The organism is Roseomonas sp. TF40 (genome assembly GCF_057219975.1).
On record NZ_JBXVVR010000006.1, the window covers coordinates 115440 to 131658 of the forward strand.

Consider the following 16219-nt stretch of genomic DNA (forward strand, 5'->3'; position numbering starts at 1 on the left):
GACCGCAGCACGAAACATCACCGCCCTCCGGCAACCTCAGATTGCGGAGCCTGCGTTTCTCATCCCGGGCTGTCAACGATCATCCGCGCGCCAGCGCCAGAGCTGCGGCGGGGTCCACGCGCCCGTCATAGAGCGCGCGGCCCAGGATGGCGCCGGCCACCACGCCCTCGGCCTTCAGCGCCACGATGTCGTCGGTGGAGGCCAGCCCGCCGGAGGCGATGACCGGGATGGGCACGGCGCGGGCGAGTGCGGCGGTGGCGGCGACGTTCACGCCGCTCAGCATGCCGTCGCGAGCGATGTCGGTGTAGATGATCGCCGCCGCGCCGCTCTCGGCGAAGCCCTGCGCCAGGGCGGTGGCGGTGGTGCTGGAGGTCTCGGCCCAGCCTTCAGTGGCCACGAAGCCGTCGCGCGCATCGATGCCCAGCGCCACGCGCCCCGGAAAGGCACGGCAGGCGGCGCGGGCGAAGTCCGGGTCCTTCACCGCCGCGCTGCCGAGGATGATGCGGGTCACCCCGGCTTCGAGCCAGGCCTGCGCGGTTGCCATGTCGCGGATCCCCCCGCCCAATTGCACGCTCAGTCCTGGCACGGCACCGATGATGGCGCGCACCGCCGCTGCGTTCGCGGGTTTGCCGGCGAAGGCACCGTCCAGATCCACCACATGCACCCAGCAAAAACCCTGGGCGGCGAAGCGCGCGGCCTGGGCGCCGGGGTCGTCGCTGTAGATCGTGGCCTGGTCCATCTCGCCGCGCCTGAGGCGCACGACCTGGCCGGCCTTGAGGTCGATGGCGGGATACAGTTGGAAGGTCATGCGCCCATCAGGCTTTCGGTGGTGCGGCCGCGGCCGGGCTCCAGCAGCTTGTAGTAGAAATGCCCTTCCACGGTGCGGCCTTCGACCCGCGCATAGGCGGGGTGGCTGCCCCAGCGGACATAGCCCAGCCCCTCGAACAGCGCGATGGCGCTGGTCTGGGTGGCACGGACATCGAGGTTGAGCACGCGCACCCCGGCGGCGGCGGCATGTTCCTCGACACGCTCCACCAGCCGGCGCGCCAGGCCGAAGCCGCGCGCATAGGGGGCGATGTAGGCGTGGGTGAGATGGGCGGCGAAGGCCTGCGCCTCGTTGTTGCGCGGCGGGCGGACCAGCTGCGCGCTGCCCACCACATGGCCGTCGAGCCGCGCGACAAACAGCGCGCGGTCGGGCACCAGCATCACGCCGCGGAAATGCCGCGCCAGCACGGCGCGATCCTGGCTCTGCACCCAGCCGAAACCGCCGCCCTCGATGATCGCGGCGTTGGTGGCCTCGCAGAGATCGGCGATGTCGTTGTCGTCGAGTTCGGAGGCGATCTCGACGCTCATGCCATGGCCATGGGTGCGGCTCACGGTCATGGCGTCCAGCGCAGGAAATTGGCGAGGATGCGCAGGCCCACCAGGCTGCTCTTCTCGACGTGGAACTGCGTGCCGGCGAAATTGCCGCGCCCGACGATGGCCGGCACCACGCCGCCATAGGCCGTGCTGGCCAGCAACTCGGCCGGGTCGCCGCCGGCCAGGGCGAAGGAATGCACGAAATAGGCGTGGCTGCCCGGCGCGATGCCGGCCAGCAGCGGATGGGTGGGCTGGTCGAGCACCAGCCCGTTCCAGCCCATCTGCGGCAAGGGCAGCGGCGCGCCGGCGGCGTCACGGGGGTCCATCGGCGCGATCTCGCCCCGGATCCAGCCCAGCCCCGGCGTGACGCCGTGTTCGAGGCCGCGCTCGGCCATCAGCTGCATGCCGACGCAGATGCCCAGGAAGGGCTTCCTGCGCACCAGGACGAAGTCGTTCAGCGCCGCGACCATGCCGGGCATGGCGTCGAGCCCCCGCCGGCAGGCGGCGAAGGCGCCCTGGCCGGGCAGGACGATGCGATCCGCGGCGGCGGCCTCGGCGGCGTCCCCGGTGAGGTGGATGTCCGCGGCAATGCCCTGCTCGGCCGCGACACGGGTCAGGGCGCGCTGCACCGAGGCAAGGTTGCCCGAGCCGGGATCGACGATGGCAATCCGCATCATGATCCGCGCACCAGATCGGGCCGGGCCTCGGCCAGACGGAACCAGGCGAAGTCGAGGTTCGGCGCAACCACCACGCCCTGCAGCGCCAGGCCGCGCCGGGCGAGGCGCGCGCGCAGCCGGTCCCGCGCCTCGAAGCCGGCCAGCAGATGGAGCGCGAGCAGCGCCACGCCATCCACCGCCGCGGGCAGGAACAGGGCGGCGAGAAGGCTGAGCGCGATCAGGATCGCGGCTTCCCGCCACAGGCGATTCCACAGGAACCAGAACGGCCCGAAGAGGAAGGCGAACAGGCAGAATCCCTCGGCCAGCAGCACGGGCGGGGCGGCCGGGCCGGCATGGGTGCTCGGCACCGAGGCGGGCCGCGGCGCGGGGGCATGGACCGTGTAGAGACGCATTCAGCCCTCCAGCATGCCCTTGGTGGAGGGGATATGCCCCGCCGCGCGCGGGTCGGGTTCCACGGCCATGCGCAGCGCGCGGGTGACGGCCTTGAAGCAGGCCTCCGCGACATGATGCGCATTGGTGCCGGCCTTGAGCGTGACATGCAGCGTGATGCCCGCATTGAAGGCGAAGGCGCGGAAGAACTCCTCCACCAGTTCGGTGTCGAACTCGCCGATCTTGGGCCGCGCGAAGGGCACGGACCAGGCCAGGAAGGGCCGGCCGGAAATGTCGATCGCGGCCTCGGCCAGGGCCTCGTCCATCGGCAGCAGGCACTGGCCGAAGCGGCGGATGCCGCGCTTGTCGCCGAGTGCGGCGCGCAGCGCCTGGCCGAGCACGATGCCGACATCCTCGGTCGTGTGATGGAAATCGATGTGCAAATCGCCCTCGGCCGCGACTTCCAGGTCGAACAGCCCATGCCGGGCGAAGGCGGTCAGCATGTGGTCGAGGAAGCCGATGCCGGTCGAGATCTCGGACCGGCCGCTGCCGTCGAGGTCGAGGCTCAGGCGGATGGCGGTTTCCGAGGTGCTGCGCGCGAGGCTCGCCACGCGGCGCGGCGCCTCGATTCCTGCCGGGGTGGGGGTCGCTTCCATGGCGCCTTCCTACGCTGCGAGGCTGGGCTTGGCGAGGGGGTTGGCGCGCCCGGGGCACATGGCCCGGAAATTGCTGAGCCATTGCACATTGCTCATCTCCCCCCCAGCCGAAGGCTCCGCCCATGCGTCTTTCCCGCCGCACCCTGCTTGCCGCCACGCCGGCGCTGCTTGGCGCTCCCCTGGCCGCGCCTGCCCTCGCGCAGGCGCTGACGCCGGTCCGCTTCACCCTCGATTGGCGCTTCCAGGGCATCCATGCCTGGTACTACCTGGCGCGCGAGCGTGGCTGGTTCCGCGAGGCCGGGCTGGATGTGACGATCGACCAGGGCGACGGCTCGGCGAACACCATCACGCGGATCATGGGCAATGCCTATGATGCGGGCTTCGGCGACATGAATGCGATCATCCAGCAGGCATCCGCCCGGCCGGGCGAGGCGCCGGTGATGGTCTACCAGATCTACAACAAGGCGCCCTTCGCGCTGCTGGTGAAGAACTCCTCGGGCATTCGCACCATCCAGGACCTGCAGGGCCGCAAGATCGGCGGCTCGCCCGGCTCGCCCGCGCTGCGCCTGATCCCGCTCTTCGCGCGGCTGAACAACCTCGACATGGCGCGCAACGAGGTGATGAACATCGCCCCCGCGATGCAGGAGCCGATGCTGATGCGCGACGGCTTCGAGGTAGGCGCGGTGTTCACCGTGACCGCCTACATCAACCTGCTGGCGCTGAACCAGAACCCGGACCGCGACTACCGCTTCTTCCTGTTCGCCGACCACGGCATCGACATCTACTCGAACGGCGTCATGGTCTCCCCGCGCCTGATCCGCGACCGGCCGCAGCAGGTGCGCGGCATGGTCGCCGCCATCAACCGCGCGATGCTCGAATGCGGGCGCAACCCCACCGTGGGCGTGCAGGCGATGCAGCGCGTGGACCCGACCTTCAACCTCGACCTCGAGGCGCGGCGGATCGAATTCGCCTTCCGCACCATCATCGCGACCGAGGAAGGCGTGCGCCTCGGCGCGGGCGATCTCGACGATGCGCGGCTGGGCCGTGCCATCGCGCAGGTGGTGGAGGTGTTCGGCCTGCCCCGCACGCCCGCGACCAGCGAGGTCTTCTCGCGTGACTTCCTGCCGCCTCTCGCCGAGCGCACCCTCACGGCGCGCGCCGCCTGAGCATGACCCCGAAGCCGCGGCCGCTGCTGATCCGCGGCGCATGCGTGCTGCTGCCGGGGGGCGACATCCATCGCCCCCCGATCGCCGATGTGCGGCTGGAGGGCGATCGCATCACCGCCATCGGCCCGGCGCTGGACGCCGCGCCGGATGCCGAGATCCTCGACGGCACCGGCAGGCTGCTGATTCCGGGCCTCGTCAGCGCGCATTACCACTCCTACGACACGCTGCTGAAGGGCCGGTTCGAGGACATGCCCTTCGACCTCTGGGCGCTGCATTCGCAGCCCGCCTATTGGGGCAGGCGGTCGCGTGCGGAGTTGCGCGCGCGCACGCTGCTCGGCGCGATGGAGGCGCTGCGCTGCGGCATCACCACCATCCAGGACATGAACTCCCTGGTGCCGCAGGATGAGGAGACGCTGGATGTCATCCTTGGCGCCTATGCGGAGCTTGGCATCCGCGTGGTGTTCTCGATCGCGCTGCGGGATCTGCCGGACCTCGACATCGCGCCCTTCCTGCCGGAGATCCCGCCCGAGATTGCCGCCATCGTCGGCGGCAAGCCGGGTGATCCGGCCGCCGACCTCGCTTTCGTGGCCGCGCAGCTTAAGCGCCTCACGCCGCTGCCGCCGCGGCTGCATTGGGCGCTGAGTCCCTCCGGCCCGCAAAGATCCTCCACCGCGCTGCTGGAGGGCATCGCAGCGCTCTCGCAGGATCACGGCCTGCCGGTGTTCACCCATGTGTATGAGACGCGCGCGCAGCTCGCCAAGGCGCGGCGGATCTACCCCGGCGGGTCGATGATCGCGCACATGGCGGAGGTCGGGCTGCTGACGCCGCGCACCACGCTGGCGCATGCCGTCTACATCAACGAGGCCGAGATCGCGCAGGTGGCGCGCGCGGGGGCGGGGGTGGTGCACAACCCGCTCGCCAATCTCAAGCTCAAGAACGGCGTCGCCCCCGTCGCGCGTTTCAAGGCGGAGGGCGTGCGCCTGGCGCTCGGCTGCGACAACAATTCCTGCTCCGACTGCCAGAACCTGTTCCAGGCGATGAAGCTGATGTGCCTGCTGGCCGCCGGGCAGGATCCCAACCCCGCCGGCGTGCTGGCCGCGGATGCGGTGGCGGCGGCAACGACCGGGGGCGCGCAGGCGGTGGGCCTCGCCGGGCAGATCGGCGCCATCGCGGTCGGGATGAAGGCGGACCTCGTGCTGATCGATCTCGAGGATCTCGCCTGGCAGCCCTTCGCGAGTGCCACGCGACAATTGGTGTTCGCCGAGACGGGGCGCGGCGTGCGGACGGTGATCGTCGATGGACGCATCGTGCTGCGCGAGGGGCGCCTCACCACGGTCGATGAGGCCGCCTTCCGCGCCGAACTCGCCGAGGTGATGGAAAAGGTCGAGCGCGACTACGCGCAGCTTGTGCCGCGCCAGGCGCCGGCCATCCCGGCGCTGCTCGAGGCCAATCGCCGGGTCGCGGACGCTCAGTCCCGCGGCAGCGGCGCGTAGGGCAGCGGGCGCAGGCGGGTCGCGTAGAGGGTGATGTCGCGCCAGACATCGCCGGTGACATAGGGATCCGCCGCCAGCCAATCGCGCACCGAATCATGGCTCTGGTGGCTGGTGATGGCGATGGAGCCGACCATGCGCCCCTCAGGCGACAGGATGGCGCCGCCCATCAGCAGCGTGCCGTCCGCCGCCAGGGGGCGCACCCGGTCGAAATGCGCGGCGCGCGCGGCGAGGCGGCGGTCGAGCGCCGCCTCATCCGTGCCGTCCCAGGCGATCACGATGCTGTGGGTGCGCGCCGTGGGGCCGGGCGAATCAGCCGGCGGCCAGGGGCGATAGGGCAAGGGCGCGATGCGGAAGCCATGCGTCTCGATGCGCTGCCACACGCCCTGCCGCGCGAAGGGCTCGGCCGCGAGATAGGCGTCGCGCGCCGCCGCATCCCCGGCGACGAACATCAGCGAGCCGCGGCTGCGCCCTTCCTCGTCATGCAGCGGCAGGCCAAGCAGCAACTGCCCCGCCGCCGCCGAAGCGCCGATATGCGCCACATGCGCCGCCATGGATGCGGCGCGCCGGGCCGGCGCGCCTTCATCCGTCCCGTCGAAGGCGAGAATCACATGGGTCACGAACTGCCCTCACAACCCGGCAGGGCCGCTTTGGCGGCCCCGCGCGCAGAGAAACCTGAGCGCCGGCGCAACAGCGCGTCGGCGCGAAGGCAAGCGCGCGGAGCGCGCGCCCGCCGTCTGAGGGCTAATACATGTGCTGCCCGCCGTTGATGGACAGCGTCGAGCCGGTGATGAAATCGGCCTCATCGGCGGTGAGGAAGGCAACGCCCCGGGCGATGTCCTGCGCCGTGCCGAGCCGGCCGCGCGGGATGCGGGCGATGATCTTCTCGAGCACGTCGGCCGGCACCGCGCGCACCATCTCGGTATCCACATAGCCGGGCGCGATGGCGTTCACGGTGATGGAGTTGCGCGCGCCTTCCTGCGCCAGCGCCTTGGTGAAGCCGTGGATGCCCGACTTCGCGGCGGCATAGTTCACCTGGCCGAGCTGGCCGGCCTGGCCGTTCACGCTGCCGATATTGACGATGCGGCCGAATTTGCGGGCGCCCATGCCGTCCCAGACGGCCTTGCACATGTTGTAGCAGCTGCCGAGGTTGGTATCGATCACGTCGTCCCACATCTGGCGCGTCAGCTTGCGCATCATCGCGTCGCGCGTGATGCCCGCATTGTTCACCAGGATCTCGACCGGGCCGACTTCCGCCTCGATCTTCGCCACGGCGGCCAGGCTGGCCTCGAAATCGCCGACGTCGAATTTGTAGCAGGGGATGCCCGTGCGCTCGGTGAAGGCGGCGGCGGCGGCGTCATTGCCGGCATAGGAGGCCACGACCTTGCGCCCCGCCGCCTGCAGCGCCTCGCTGATCGCGGCGCCGATCCCACGCTGCCCACCCGTCACCAGTGCCACACGTGCCATGATTGCTCTCCCTGAAGACGACGCAGGTTCTGCCCGGGTCGCCCCCCATTGTCGCGCCAAGAGGGCAGAAGCGCAAACCATGCGCGTGGCCGCCAGGACACAACCGGAGGTAGAGTTGAAATTGAACGGCTTTCCTCTTCACGGCGGCGTGAATGTGTGGGAGCGTATGGTTGTCCGGCCCGCTGATAGCGCAACCAGGGCGGGCAGACCGCTGGCTACCCCCCTCACCCTTGTTGAAGTACGCGCCCCTGCCATGAAGCACCGCCCGCCCCCCGCGCCGGATGTCTCTGACGAGGATCGGATCGCCATCCAATTGATGCTGGCCTATGTCGAGGCCGAGTGCCGTCGCCTGGGCGCCGAGGGCGCGGCGCGCCATGCCGCGCTCGCGGCTTCCCTGCTGCCAGCTGGCACCACGGCGCTGGAGCGCGCCGCCGCGGCCGCCCGGCTGAACTGAGCGCGCGGGCGCTACTTGCGGCGCAGCAGGAACAGCGCCTGCTCGCCGAACAGGTTCGCCAGCCAGGGCGAACGCTTCCAGGGTGAACGCAGCCCCTTGTCGTCCACCGCAAGCCAGCGCTCCACCACGTAATTCTCCATGGTGCAGAGCGCGAAGAAGTCGCGGATCGTGCAGGGGTGGATATTGGGCGTCTCATACCAGGGGCGGTCCCAGGTATCGGTGTCGGGCATCCGCCCTTCCAGCAGCAGCCGCCAGCGCAACTGCCAATGGCCGAAATTCGGGAAGCTCACCACCGCATGGCGGCCGATGCGCAGCATCTGGCGCAGCACCTCGCGTGGGCGTTCCACCGCCTGCAGCGTGCGGCTGAGCACCACATAGTCGAAGGCGCCATCGGGATAGAAGGCGAGGTCGCTGTCGGCGTCGCCATGGATCACGGGCAGGCCGGCGGCCACGGCCTCGGTCGCCTCGGCCATGTCGATCTCGATGCCGCGCGCATCGGCGCGCTTCACGCGCGTCAGATGCTCGATCAGCGCACCGTCGCCGCAACCGATATCGAGCACGCGCGCGCCGGGCTCGATCATCTCCGCGATCAGGCGGAGGTCGAGGCGCATGTTCTTGGCGACGAAGCGAACCTCGCCCGCGGCGTCCGGCACCTGCTGCTGTCCTGTGACTGTGGCGAAGGGAGTTTACGCGGGACCGGCCAAGGGCGCTACACGCCCAGCCGTTCCGCCGCACCGCGCAGGAAGCCGCCGAGCGCGCGGTGGAAGACCGGCTCATCCAGCAGGAAGGCGTCATGCCCCTTGTCGGTCGCGATCTCGACGAAGGAGACATTCGCCGCCGCCGCGTTCAGCGCGCGCACAAGGGCGCGGCTTTCCTCGGTGGGGAAGAGCCAGTCCGAGCTGAAGGAGGCCACCAGGAAGCGCGTGGCCGTGCCGCGGAAGGCGCTGGCCACGTCGCCATGCTCGGCCGCGAGATCGAAGTAATCCATCGCCCGCGTGATGGTCAGGTAGGAATTGGCGTCGAAGCGGCGCACGAAGGTGCTGCCCTGGTGACGCAGGTAGCTCTCCACCTCGAACACGTCTTCCAGGAAGGTCAGCGCCGAGGCGCCGCGCAGCTTGCGGCCGAATTTCCGGCCCAGCGCGGCCTCGGACAGGTAGGTGATGTGCGCCACCATGCGCGCCACCGAGAGACCCTTCTCGGGGATGCCGCCATCCTCCCAGTAGCGCCCGCCCTTCCAGGCCGGGTCGCCATGGATGGCGGCACGGCCGACCTCATGGAAGGCGATGTTCTGCGCCGAGTGATGCGTCGCGCAGGCGATGGGGGCGGCGGCGGCGACCATCTCGGGGTAGGTCGCAGCCCATTCCAGCACCTGCATCCCGCCCATCGAGCCGCCGACCACGGCGAGCAGCCGCGCGATGCCCAGATGCTCCACCAGCCGCTTCTGGGCACGGACCATGTCGCGGATGGTGATGGAGGGGAAATCCGTGCCCCAGGGACGCCCGAGATCCTGGCCGGTGGCATCGCTCATCGGCTCGGGCGGGCCGGAAGACCCCATGCAGCCGCCCAGCACATTGGCGCAGATCACGAAATAGCGGTTGGTATCCACCGCCCGGCCGGGGCCGACCACGGCCTCCCACCAGCCGGGCTTGCCGGTCACGGGGTGCGGCTCGGCCACATACTGGTCGCCGGTCAGGGCGTGGCAGATCAGCACGGCATTGCTGCGCGCGGCGTTCAGCGTGCCATAGGTGCGATAGGCGACCGCCAGCGGCGCGAGCACCGCGCCGCTGTCCAAGGCGAGGCCATCAGGGAAGACCGCGCGCTGATGCGCGACCCGTGGCAGCGGCGCGAGGGCGTTGGTCATGCGGCTTGGGGGGCTGGCATGGGCAAGAAATAGGCGGGGCGGAGGGCGGGGGCAACCGCGCCTCGCTTGGCGGGGGGCGCGGGCGCGTCTATGCAGCGCTTCCCATGCCCGACAGCACCCTGCCCACCACCGCCGACATCCACGCGCTGCGTGCCGAGATCGACCGGCTGGACGATGCCATGCACGACCTGTTGATGCGCCGCGCCGATGTGGTGGCGCGCCTCGCGGCCAGCCGCGCCAAGGGCCAGGGTCCGGCGCTGCGGCCGGGCCGGGAGGCGGTGATCCTGCGCCGCCTGCTCGGCCGCCATGAAGGTGCGCTGCCGCGCGCGGCGCTGTTCCGCCTCTGGCGGGAACTGCTGGCCGCGACCACCGCCATGCAGGCCCCGCTGGGCGTGGCTTCGGCGTTGGACGGGCCGGGGTTGGAGGTGCTGCGCCACCATTTCGGCCTCGCCTCCCCGTTCACGCCGGTGGCCGATGCGCCTGGCGTGCTGGCGGCGATGGCGGCGGGGCGCAGCGCGCTCGGCGCCCTGCCCTGGCCCGATGCCGCGGCCGGCCGATGGTGGACCACGCTCGATCCCGCCCAGGCCTTCATCACCGCGCGCCTGCCCTTCTTCGGCCCGGCCTCCGCCCCCGTCGCGCTGCTCTCCCCCACCCCGCCCGACCCCTCCGGCGACGACGCCACGCTGCTGCGCCTGCCGGCCGAAGGTGCGGCCGCCGCGCTTCAGGCGGCCGGCCTCAGCCCCACCACGCTGATCGTCGCGGGCGACCTCGCCCTCGCCGAGATCCCGGGCTTCCACACGGACCGCCACGACCTCGGCACGCCGCTCGGCGCCTTCGCCCTTCCCCTTCCCGCCTGAACACGGAATCCCTGCCATGACCGTGATGCCGCGCCCCTCCATCCTCTCGGTCGAGCCCTATGTCGGGGGCGAGTCGAAAATCCCGGGCGTGAACCGGATCATCAAGCTCTCCTCCAATGAGGGCGCCTTCGGCCCGCCGCCCGGCGCCATCGCCGCGATGATGGAGGCGGCCAAGGAGGCGCATCGCTACCCCGATGGCGGCGCGACGAAGCTGCGCGAGGCGATCGGCGCGCGCTTCGGCCTCGACCCCGCGCGCATCGTCTGCGGCAATGGCTCGGACGAGCTGCTGATGATGCTGATCCTCGCCTATGGCGGCGAGGGCACCGAGATCGTCATGTCCGCCCATGGCTTCATGATGTACGACCTGACCGGCCGCTGGGCCGGCTGCCAGGTGATCAAGGTGCCCGAGCGCAACCTGACCGCCGATGTGGATGGGCTGCTCGCCGCCGTCGGCCCGCGCACGCGGCTGATGTTCCTGGCGAACCCGAACAACCCCACCGGCTCGATCCTGCCGCAATCCGAGATGAAGCGCCTGCGCGCCGGGCTTCGGCCGGACGTGCTGCTGGTGCTCGACAGCGCCTATGCCGAATACGTGACGCAGCCTGATTACGACCCCGGCCAGGGCATGGTGGACGCCAACGACAACGTCGTGATGACGCGCACCTTCTCGAAGATCTATGGCCTCGGGGGCATGCGGCTGGGCTGGTGCTACGCGCCGCCGGCGATCATCGACGTGCTGGGCCGCGTGCGCGGGCCCTTCAACGTCAACGCCGCCGCCATGCAGGCCGGCATCGCCGCCCTGGCCGAGCCGGGCTGGATCGAGAAGTCGGTCGCGCACAACAATGAGTGGCGCGGCCGCATGGCCGCGGCGCTGACCACCGCGGGCCTGAAGGTCTGGCCGAGCGAGGGCAATTTCCTGCTGGTGGATTTCGGCGATGCCGCGCGCGCCAAGGCCGCCGACGCGCATCTGCGCGCACGCGGGCTGATCGTGCGCGCGATGGGCGGCTATGGCCTCGGCCATTGCCTGCGCATCACCATCGGCGCCGCCGAGGAATGCCAGATGGTGATCGACGCGCTGACGGATTTCTGTTCGCGTGGGTGAGGTTCTCTTCAACCGGGTCTGCCTGCTCGGCATCGGGCTGATCGGCTCCTCCCTCGCGCGCGTCGCGCAGGCGCGCGGCGACATCGCGCGCACCGTGGTGGCGCATGCCCGCACCGGCGCGACGCTGGATCGCGTGCGCGAACTCGGCATCGCCGATGTGATCGAGGAAGATGCCGCCAAGGCCGTGCAAGGCTGCGACGCGGTGATCTTCTGCGTCCCCGTCGGCGCCTATGCCGGCGTGATGGCGCAGATCGCCCCGCATCTGATGCCGGGCGCCATCGTCACCGATGTCGGCTCCACCAAGGGCTCGGTGGTGCGCGACCTCGCCCCGCTGGTTCCGCCCGGCGTGCATCTGGTGCCGGCGCATCCGATGGCGGGCACGGAATACTCCGGCCCCGATGCCGGCTTCGCCGAGCTTTTCCAGGGCCGCTACGTCATCGTCACCCCGCTGCCGGACAGCGACCCCGCCGCCGTCGAGAAGGTGCGCGAACTCTGGCGCCGCTGCGGCAGCATGATCGAGACCATGGACCCCGCGACCCATGACAAGGTCGTGGCCATCGTCTCCCACCTGCCGCACCTGCTGGCCTTCACCATCTGCTCCACCGCCGACGATTTGGCGGAGGAGACGAAGGAGGCCGTGCTGAAATTCGCCGCCTCGGGCTTCCGCGACTTCACCCGAATCGCGGCGAGCGACCCGACCATGTGGCGCGACGTGTTCCTCAACAACCGCGAGGCGCTGCTGGAAATGCTGGCGCGCTTCACCGAGGACGCCCACGCCCTGGGCCGCGCCGTGCGCTGGGGCCAGGCCGACTTCATCGAGGACCGCATCCGGCGGGGGCGCAAGATCCGCAAGGGGCTCATCGAGCGCAAGCAGGCGTGAGCGGGCGCCTTGAGGAGGGCGTTGCCCTCCTCAAACTCCACCCACCAAGGGGCAGTGGCCCCTTGGAACCCGTTCGTTTTCAACGCCAAGGGGGAGGGGGGCATTTCGCCCCCCTCCCCCTTGGCGTTTGAATCGAGGTCCAGGAGGCTAAGCCTCCTGGCTGGGGAGGTCTGGAGGGGGCAGCGCCCCCTCCAGCGCGCGCCCTCAGCCCGCCTTGCCCGCGACCACGACCATCGCGGGCTTGAGCAGCCGCCCGTGCAGGGTCCAGGCCGGGGTCCAGGCCTGGATTACCGTGCCCGGCTCCACGCCTTCCGGCGCGGGTTGCTCGGCCATCGCCTCATGCAGTTCGGGGTTGAAGGCCTGGCCTTGCGGGTCCTGGCGGGCGATGCCGTGGCGTTCGAGCATGGCGACGAAGCCGCGCTCCACGCCGCCGAAGCCGCCGCGCAGCTTGGCCAGAAGCTCGGGCTCGCCCTCGGTCGCGGGGGGCAGGCTGTCGAGCCCGCGGCGGAGGTTGTCGGCCGTCTCCACCACGTCCTTGGCGAATTTCTGCACGGCGTAGAGGCGGGCTTCCTCGGCCTCGCGCTTGGTGCGGGTGCGCAGGTTCTGCATCTCGGCCTCGGCGCGCAGCCATTTGTCGCGCATCGCGGCAAGCTCCGCCTCGAGGCTGGCGATCCGCTCGGCCTCGCTGGGCTGGGTCTCGGCGGGGGAGGCGGGCTGCGCCTCGGCGTCGGGGGTAGCGGCGGGCTGGGGTTCGGTGCTGTCGCTCATGGGAGGGTATCGGGTCTTTACGGTGAGGGTCAGGTCGTGACGCCCCCACCTAGGCGCCGGGATGCGCCGCGGCAAGCACCCTGCCCCGGCCCTGTTTCCCCGCGGCCCGTAACCGGACTACACGGGAGACATGCTGCGCAGCATCTTCACCGTCGGCGGCTGGACCATGGTCAGCCGGATCCTGGGCTTCGCCCGGGACATGCTGATCGCCTCGCGCCTCGGTGCCGGGCCGGTGGCGGATGCCTTCTTCGTCGCGCTGAAGCTGCCCAACCTGTTCCGCCGCCTGTTCGGCGAGGGCGCCTTCAACGCCGCCTTCGTGCCCGCCTTCGCCGGCAGCTACGCCGTGGAGGGCCCGGCCAAGGCCCGCGCGCTGGCCAATGCGCTCGCCGGAATCATGAGCCTCTGGCTCTCGGCCCTGGTCATCCTCGGCATCGTCTTCATGCCGCAATTGCTCTTCGTGCTGGCGCCGGGCTTCGTGGGAGAGGCGGTGCGCTTTCCGCTGGCCGTCGAGCTCACCCGCATCACCTTCCCCTATCTGTTGTTCATCTGCCTCGCCGCGCTGGTCTCGGGCGTGCTGAACGGCATGGACCGCTTCGCGGCGGCGGCCGCGGCGCCGGTGCTGTTCAACGTGATCTCGATGGCTGCCCTGCTCGGCCTGACCCCCTTCGTGGCGACGCCCGGCCACGCCCTGGCCTGGGGCGTGCTGGCCTCGGGCGTGGCGCAGCTGGCGATGCTGCTTTTCGTGGTGCGGCGGGCGGGCATGGCGATCAACCCGCTCTCGCGCCCGCGCTTCGGCCCCGACGTGATGGGCGTGCTGCGGCGGATGCTGCCGGGGCTGCTGGGCGCGGGGGTGACGCAGCTCAACCTCGCCATCGATGTCGTCATCGCCTCGCTGCTGCCGGCCGGCGCGGTGAGCTTCCTCTACTATGCCGACCGCATCGCGCAGCTGCCGCTGGGCGTGATCGGCGCGGCGGTGGGCACGGCGCTGCTGCCCCTGCTCGCAAGGCAGTTGCGCACCGGCAAGCCGCTCGCCGCGCACCGCAGCCAGAACCGGGCGATGGAACTGTCCTTTGCCCTGGCCTTGCCGGCGGCGGTGGCCATGGCGGTGCTGGCGGGGCCGATCATCGCCACGCTGTTCGAACGCGGCGCCTTCGACAGCGCCGCCACCGCCGCCACCGCCGCCGCGCTGATGGCCTATGCGCTCGGCCTGCCCGCCTTCGTGCTTGTGAAGGCGCTCACCCCGGGATTTTTCGCCCGCGGGGATACGGCGACCCCCGTGAAGGTGGGGCTGGTGATCGTGGCGCTGAACCTCGGCCTGAACCTGCTGCTGACGCCGCTGCTGGCGCATGTCGGCATCGCGCTGGCCACGGCGCTGGCGGCCTGGGTGAATGTGGCGGCGCTGGGCTGGCTCCTGATGCGCCGGCGGCGGCTGGTGCTGGACCGGCGGTTGCGGCGCGCCGTGCCACGGCTGCTGCTCGCGGCGGCGCTTATGGGCCTGGTGCTCGCCGGGATCGCGGCGGTGCTTTTCCCGCTCAGCGGCACGCTGGCGCGCTTCGGTGGGCTGGCGCTGCTGGTGGCGGCGGGGCTGGCCAGCTATTTCGGCATGGCCCAGCTCACGGGCGGGCTCGATCTGCGGGAGGTCGCACGGCTTGTGCGCCGGCGCGGCACAAGCTGACCTCACAGCGCTGTGGCGGTGCACGCTGTTGACCCGAAAGGCTCGCGGGGTATGTTCCGAAGCCCCGCGATCCCCCCGCGCCCGATGGAGTTGCCATGTCCGCCGCGCTTGCTGGCCTCACCCTGCTCGTCATCGGCGACAGCCACTTCGTCACCCAGGGCTACCTGATCACGACGCTGCACGACAACCTGGCGCGCCAGGGGGCACGGGTCATCACCTATGGCGCCTGCGGCGTCGCAGCCGGCGCCTGGGTTTCGCCCCGGCCGGTGAGCTGCGGCACGGCGATCCGCGTGGGCAATGCCGCGCCGCGCATCGACCGCTCGCCCCAGGCGCGGTCCTGGTCGATCGACGAGCTGATCCGCGAGCATCGCCCGAACGCGGTGATCGTGGGCATCGGCGACCCGATGGCGGGCTACCACCAGCGCGAATTGCCGCGCAGCTGGATCACCGAGCAGGTGCGCAGCCTCACGCTGCGCCTGCAGGCGAACAACATGCCGTGCATCTGGGTCGGCCCGAGCTGGGGCACCGAGGGCGGGCCCTATTTCAAGACCTTCGCCCGGGTGCGGGAGGCGGCGGACTATCTCTCGACCCAGGTCGCGCCCTGCCAGTTCATCGACAGCACGGCGATGTCCCGCCAGGGTGAGTGGCCGACCTTCGATGGCCAGCACCACACCCTGCCCGGCTACCAGCGCTGGGGCGCCGCCCTTTCGCAGCAGATCGTGGTCTCGCCGGTGATCCGGCAGGTCCAGGCGCAGTTGCCGCGCCGATGAGGGCCATCCTCCTCGCGCTGCTGCTGCTGGCGCCGCTCGCCGCCCGGGCGCAGGCGCCCATGCTCTATGAGCAGCGCCTGCCCGATGGCTGGGGCCTGCTGCGCTACGTCAACACCCTGGCCGAGCCGGCCGCCTTCCGCAGCGATTTCGACCTGCCGCGCAACCTCGGCACCGAGGGCGCGGCGCGCGTCACCCCCTTCCATGTCATCGAGGATGTGGCGGGCAAGACGCTCGAAACCACGGTGACGGTGGCGGGGCAGAGCACGCGGCTGCGCTTCGAGCTCACGCCCAACGGCTTCTCCACCCTGCTGCTGCTGCGCGAGGGCAACCAGCTTGTCGCGCGCGTCATCCGCGACGCGACCGAGTTCAACCAGCTGCGGGCGCGGCTGACCTTCTACAACGCCACCACCGAATGCGGGCCTTCCACCCTCTCGCTCGACCCGGGGGGGCAGAGTGTGCTGGCCGATGTGGCGCCGGCGGCGATGCGCGCGCGCACCGTCGCCCCCGCTGCCGCACGGGTGCGCGCCAGCTGCGCGGGCGCGCGCGTCGGCCCGATCGACCTCGGGCGGCTCGAGGCCGGGCAGTTGGTGAGCGTGTGGATGATCGCCCCGAATGGCACGGCGCAGCTGTTCCGCTCCACGGATACCATCGCCCCGCCGGGGCGCTGA

The 16219-nt window shown here is 70.9% G+C and carries 19 protein-coding genes; 9 read left to right on the plus strand and 10 right to left on the minus strand.

Translation table 11 applies throughout. The features are described 5' to 3' along the window. Positions 1 to 79: 79 nt before the first annotated feature. The 5 genes from hisA to hisB are packed head-to-tail and all read right to left on the minus strand — an operon-like array spanning position 80 to position 3061. Positions 80 to 808 (minus strand): 1-(5-phosphoribosyl)-5-[(5-phosphoribosylamino)methylideneamino]imidazole-4-carboxamide isomerase, encoded by a 729-nt coding sequence (hisA, locus tag AC2D9U_RS17380; RefSeq protein ID WP_484751397.1) that lies wholly within the window; start codon positions 806 to 808, stop codon positions 80 to 82. Then, positions 805 to 1383: a GNAT family N-acetyltransferase gene (locus AC2D9U_RS17385; protein ID WP_484751399.1), complete on the minus strand. Its 579-nt coding sequence runs from the start codon at positions 1381 to 1383 to the stop codon at positions 805 to 807. Before AC2D9U_RS17385 ends, hisA begins: the two co-directional genes overlap by 4 nt. Beyond that, the gene (gene hisH, locus AC2D9U_RS17390) at positions 1380 to 2033 is read right to left on the minus strand and encodes an imidazole glycerol phosphate synthase subunit HisH (RefSeq protein ID WP_484751686.1); all 654 of its coding nucleotides are present in this window, start codon (positions 2031 to 2033) and stop codon (positions 1380 to 1382) included. The genes AC2D9U_RS17385 and hisH overlap by 4 nt, the downstream gene beginning before the upstream one ends. Then, positions 2033 to 2428, minus strand: coding sequence for a DUF2628 domain-containing protein (locus AC2D9U_RS17395; RefSeq protein ID WP_484751400.1), 396 nt, complete (start codon positions 2426 to 2428; stop codon positions 2033 to 2035). Before AC2D9U_RS17395 ends, hisH begins: the two co-directional genes overlap by 1 nt. Continuing rightward, a complete protein-coding gene (hisB, locus tag AC2D9U_RS17400; protein WP_484751402.1) occupies positions 2429 to 3061 on the minus strand; it encodes an imidazoleglycerol-phosphate dehydratase HisB in 633 nt (210 codons plus the stop codon). Positions 3062 to 3183: 122 nt separating this feature from the next. On the opposite strand from hisB, the gene AC2D9U_RS17405 reads away from it, so the two are divergent. Both AC2D9U_RS17405 and AC2D9U_RS17410 read left to right on the plus strand, forming a co-directional pair. Further along, positions 3184 to 4227 (plus strand): ABC transporter substrate-binding protein, encoded by a 1044-nt coding sequence (locus AC2D9U_RS17405; RefSeq protein WP_484751404.1) that lies wholly within the window; start codon positions 3184 to 3186, stop codon positions 4225 to 4227. Positions 4228 to 4229: 2 nt separating this feature from the next. Continuing rightward, entirely contained in the window at positions 4230 to 5720 is a 1491-nt protein-coding gene (locus AC2D9U_RS17410; RefSeq protein ID WP_484751406.1) for an amidohydrolase family protein, read from the plus strand. Here AC2D9U_RS17410 and AC2D9U_RS17415 read toward each other — a convergent pair. Beyond that, complete coding sequence (locus AC2D9U_RS17415; RefSeq protein ID WP_484751408.1) at positions 5696 to 6337, minus strand: YciI family protein; 642 nt, start codon at positions 6335 to 6337, stop codon at positions 5696 to 5698. The two genes, AC2D9U_RS17410 and AC2D9U_RS17415, sit on opposite strands and share 25 nt — an antisense overlap. A 124-nt stretch (positions 6338 to 6461) precedes the next feature. Further along, entirely contained in the window at positions 6462 to 7184 is a 723-nt protein-coding gene (gene phbB, locus AC2D9U_RS17420) for an acetoacetyl-CoA reductase (RefSeq protein WP_484751412.1), read from the minus strand. A gap of 253 nt (positions 7185 to 7437) precedes the next feature. On the opposite strand from phbB, the gene AC2D9U_RS17425 reads away from it, so the two are divergent. Beyond that, the gene (locus AC2D9U_RS17425) at positions 7438 to 7638 is read left to right on the plus strand and encodes a hypothetical protein (RefSeq protein WP_484751414.1); all 201 of its coding nucleotides are present in this window, start codon (positions 7438 to 7440) and stop codon (positions 7636 to 7638) included. Positions 7639 to 7649: 11 nt separating this feature from the next. Here AC2D9U_RS17425 and metW read toward each other — a convergent pair whose 3' ends face one another. Together metW and metX are read right to left on the minus strand one after the other, a co-directional pair. Next, complete coding sequence (gene metW / locus AC2D9U_RS17430; RefSeq protein ID WP_484751687.1) at positions 7650 to 8249, minus strand: methionine biosynthesis protein MetW; 600 nt, start codon at positions 8247 to 8249, stop codon at positions 7650 to 7652. Positions 8250 to 8347: 98 nt separating this feature from the next. Continuing rightward, on the minus strand, positions 8348 to 9499 hold the full coding sequence (gene metX / locus AC2D9U_RS17435) for a homoserine O-acetyltransferase MetX (RefSeq protein ID WP_484751416.1): 1152 nt from the start codon (positions 9497 to 9499) through the stop codon (positions 8348 to 8350). Between the two features lie 104 nt (positions 9500 to 9603). Between metX and AC2D9U_RS17440 the strand changes: the two genes are divergently transcribed. The 3 genes from AC2D9U_RS17440 to AC2D9U_RS17450 are packed head-to-tail and all read left to right on the plus strand — an operon-like array spanning position 9604 to position 12338. After that, the gene (locus AC2D9U_RS17440) at positions 9604 to 10356 is read left to right on the plus strand and encodes a chorismate mutase (RefSeq protein WP_484751418.1); all 753 of its coding nucleotides are present in this window, start codon (positions 9604 to 9606) and stop codon (positions 10354 to 10356) included. 16 nt (positions 10357 to 10372) lie between these two features. Continuing rightward, a complete protein-coding gene (hisC, locus tag AC2D9U_RS17445) occupies positions 10373 to 11458 on the plus strand; it encodes a histidinol-phosphate transaminase (RefSeq protein ID WP_484751420.1) in 1086 nt (361 codons plus the stop codon). Continuing rightward, entirely contained in the window at positions 11451 to 12338 is an 888-nt protein-coding gene (locus AC2D9U_RS17450; protein ID WP_484751422.1) for a prephenate/arogenate dehydrogenase family protein, read from the plus strand. The genes hisC and AC2D9U_RS17450 overlap by 8 nt, the downstream gene beginning before the upstream one ends. A gap of 204 nt (positions 12339 to 12542) precedes the next feature. Here the strand turns inward: AC2D9U_RS17450 and AC2D9U_RS17455 are convergent, their stop codons facing one another. Further along, a complete protein-coding gene (locus AC2D9U_RS17455) occupies positions 12543 to 13106 on the minus strand; it encodes a nucleotide exchange factor GrpE (protein WP_484751425.1) in 564 nt (187 codons plus the stop codon). Positions 13107 to 13236: 130 nt separating this feature from the next. Between AC2D9U_RS17455 and murJ the strand changes: the two genes are divergently transcribed. The 3 genes from murJ to AC2D9U_RS17470 all read left to right on the plus strand — a co-directional run bounded on the left by murJ (position 13237) and on the right by AC2D9U_RS17470 (position 16219). Next, entirely contained in the window at positions 13237 to 14781 is a 1545-nt protein-coding gene (gene murJ / locus AC2D9U_RS17460; RefSeq protein WP_484751427.1) for a murein biosynthesis integral membrane protein MurJ, read from the plus strand. A 95-nt stretch (positions 14782 to 14876) separates the two neighbouring features. Next, entirely contained in the window at positions 14877 to 15551 is a 675-nt protein-coding gene (locus AC2D9U_RS17465; protein ID WP_484751429.1) for an SGNH/GDSL hydrolase family protein, read from the plus strand. Further along, positions 15548 to 16219, plus strand: coding sequence for an ABC transporter permease (locus AC2D9U_RS17470; protein WP_484751431.1), 672 nt, complete (start codon positions 15548 to 15550; stop codon positions 16217 to 16219). The genes AC2D9U_RS17465 and AC2D9U_RS17470 overlap by 4 nt, the downstream gene beginning before the upstream one ends.

Coding starts and splice junctions, on each gene's coding strand:
- phbB (WP_484751412.1), bottom strand. CDS start 7,184: ATGGCACGTGTGGCACTGGTGACGGGTGGGCAGCGTGGGATCGGCGCC.
- hisA (WP_484751397.1), bottom strand. CDS start 808: ATGACCTTCCAACTGTATCCCGCCATCGACCTCAAGGCCGGCCAGGTC.
- AC2D9U_RS17440 (WP_484751418.1), top strand. CDS start 9,604: ATGCCCGACAGCACCCTGCCCACCACCGCCGACATCCACGCGCTGCGT.
- metW (WP_484751687.1), bottom strand. CDS start 8,249: ATGCGCCTCGACCTCCGCCTGATCGCGGAGATGATCGAGCCCGGCGCG.
- murJ (WP_484751427.1), top strand. CDS start 13,237: ATGCTGCGCAGCATCTTCACCGTCGGCGGCTGGACCATGGTCAGCCGG.
- AC2D9U_RS17385 (WP_484751399.1), bottom strand. CDS start 1,383: ATGACCGTGAGCCGCACCCATGGCCATGGCATGAGCGTCGAGATCGCC.
- hisC (WP_484751420.1), top strand. CDS start 10,373: ATGACCGTGATGCCGCGCCCCTCCATCCTCTCGGTCGAGCCCTATGTC.
- AC2D9U_RS17470 (WP_484751431.1), top strand. CDS start 15,548: ATGAGGGCCATCCTCCTCGCGCTGCTGCTGCTGGCGCCGCTCGCCGCC.
- AC2D9U_RS17465 (WP_484751429.1), top strand. CDS start 14,877: ATGTCCGCCGCGCTTGCTGGCCTCACCCTGCTCGTCATCGGCGACAGC.
- AC2D9U_RS17410 (WP_484751406.1), top strand. CDS start 4,230: ATGACCCCGAAGCCGCGGCCGCTGCTGATCCGCGGCGCATGCGTGCTG.
- metX (WP_484751416.1), bottom strand. CDS start 9,499: ATGACCAACGCCCTCGCGCCGCTGCCACGGGTCGCGCATCAGCGCGCG.
- AC2D9U_RS17455 (WP_484751425.1), bottom strand. CDS start 13,106: ATGAGCGACAGCACCGAACCCCAGCCCGCCGCTACCCCCGACGCCGAG.
- AC2D9U_RS17405 (WP_484751404.1), top strand. CDS start 3,184: ATGCGTCTTTCCCGCCGCACCCTGCTTGCCGCCACGCCGGCGCTGCTT.
- AC2D9U_RS17395 (WP_484751400.1), bottom strand. CDS start 2,428: ATGCGTCTCTACACGGTCCATGCCCCCGCGCCGCGGCCCGCCTCGGTG.
- hisH (WP_484751686.1), bottom strand. CDS start 2,033: ATGCGGATTGCCATCGTCGATCCCGGCTCGGGCAACCTTGCCTCGGTG.
- hisB (WP_484751402.1), bottom strand. CDS start 3,061: ATGGAAGCGACCCCCACCCCGGCAGGAATCGAGGCGCCGCGCCGCGTG.
- AC2D9U_RS17425 (WP_484751414.1), top strand. CDS start 7,438: ATGAAGCACCGCCCGCCCCCCGCGCCGGATGTCTCTGACGAGGATCGG.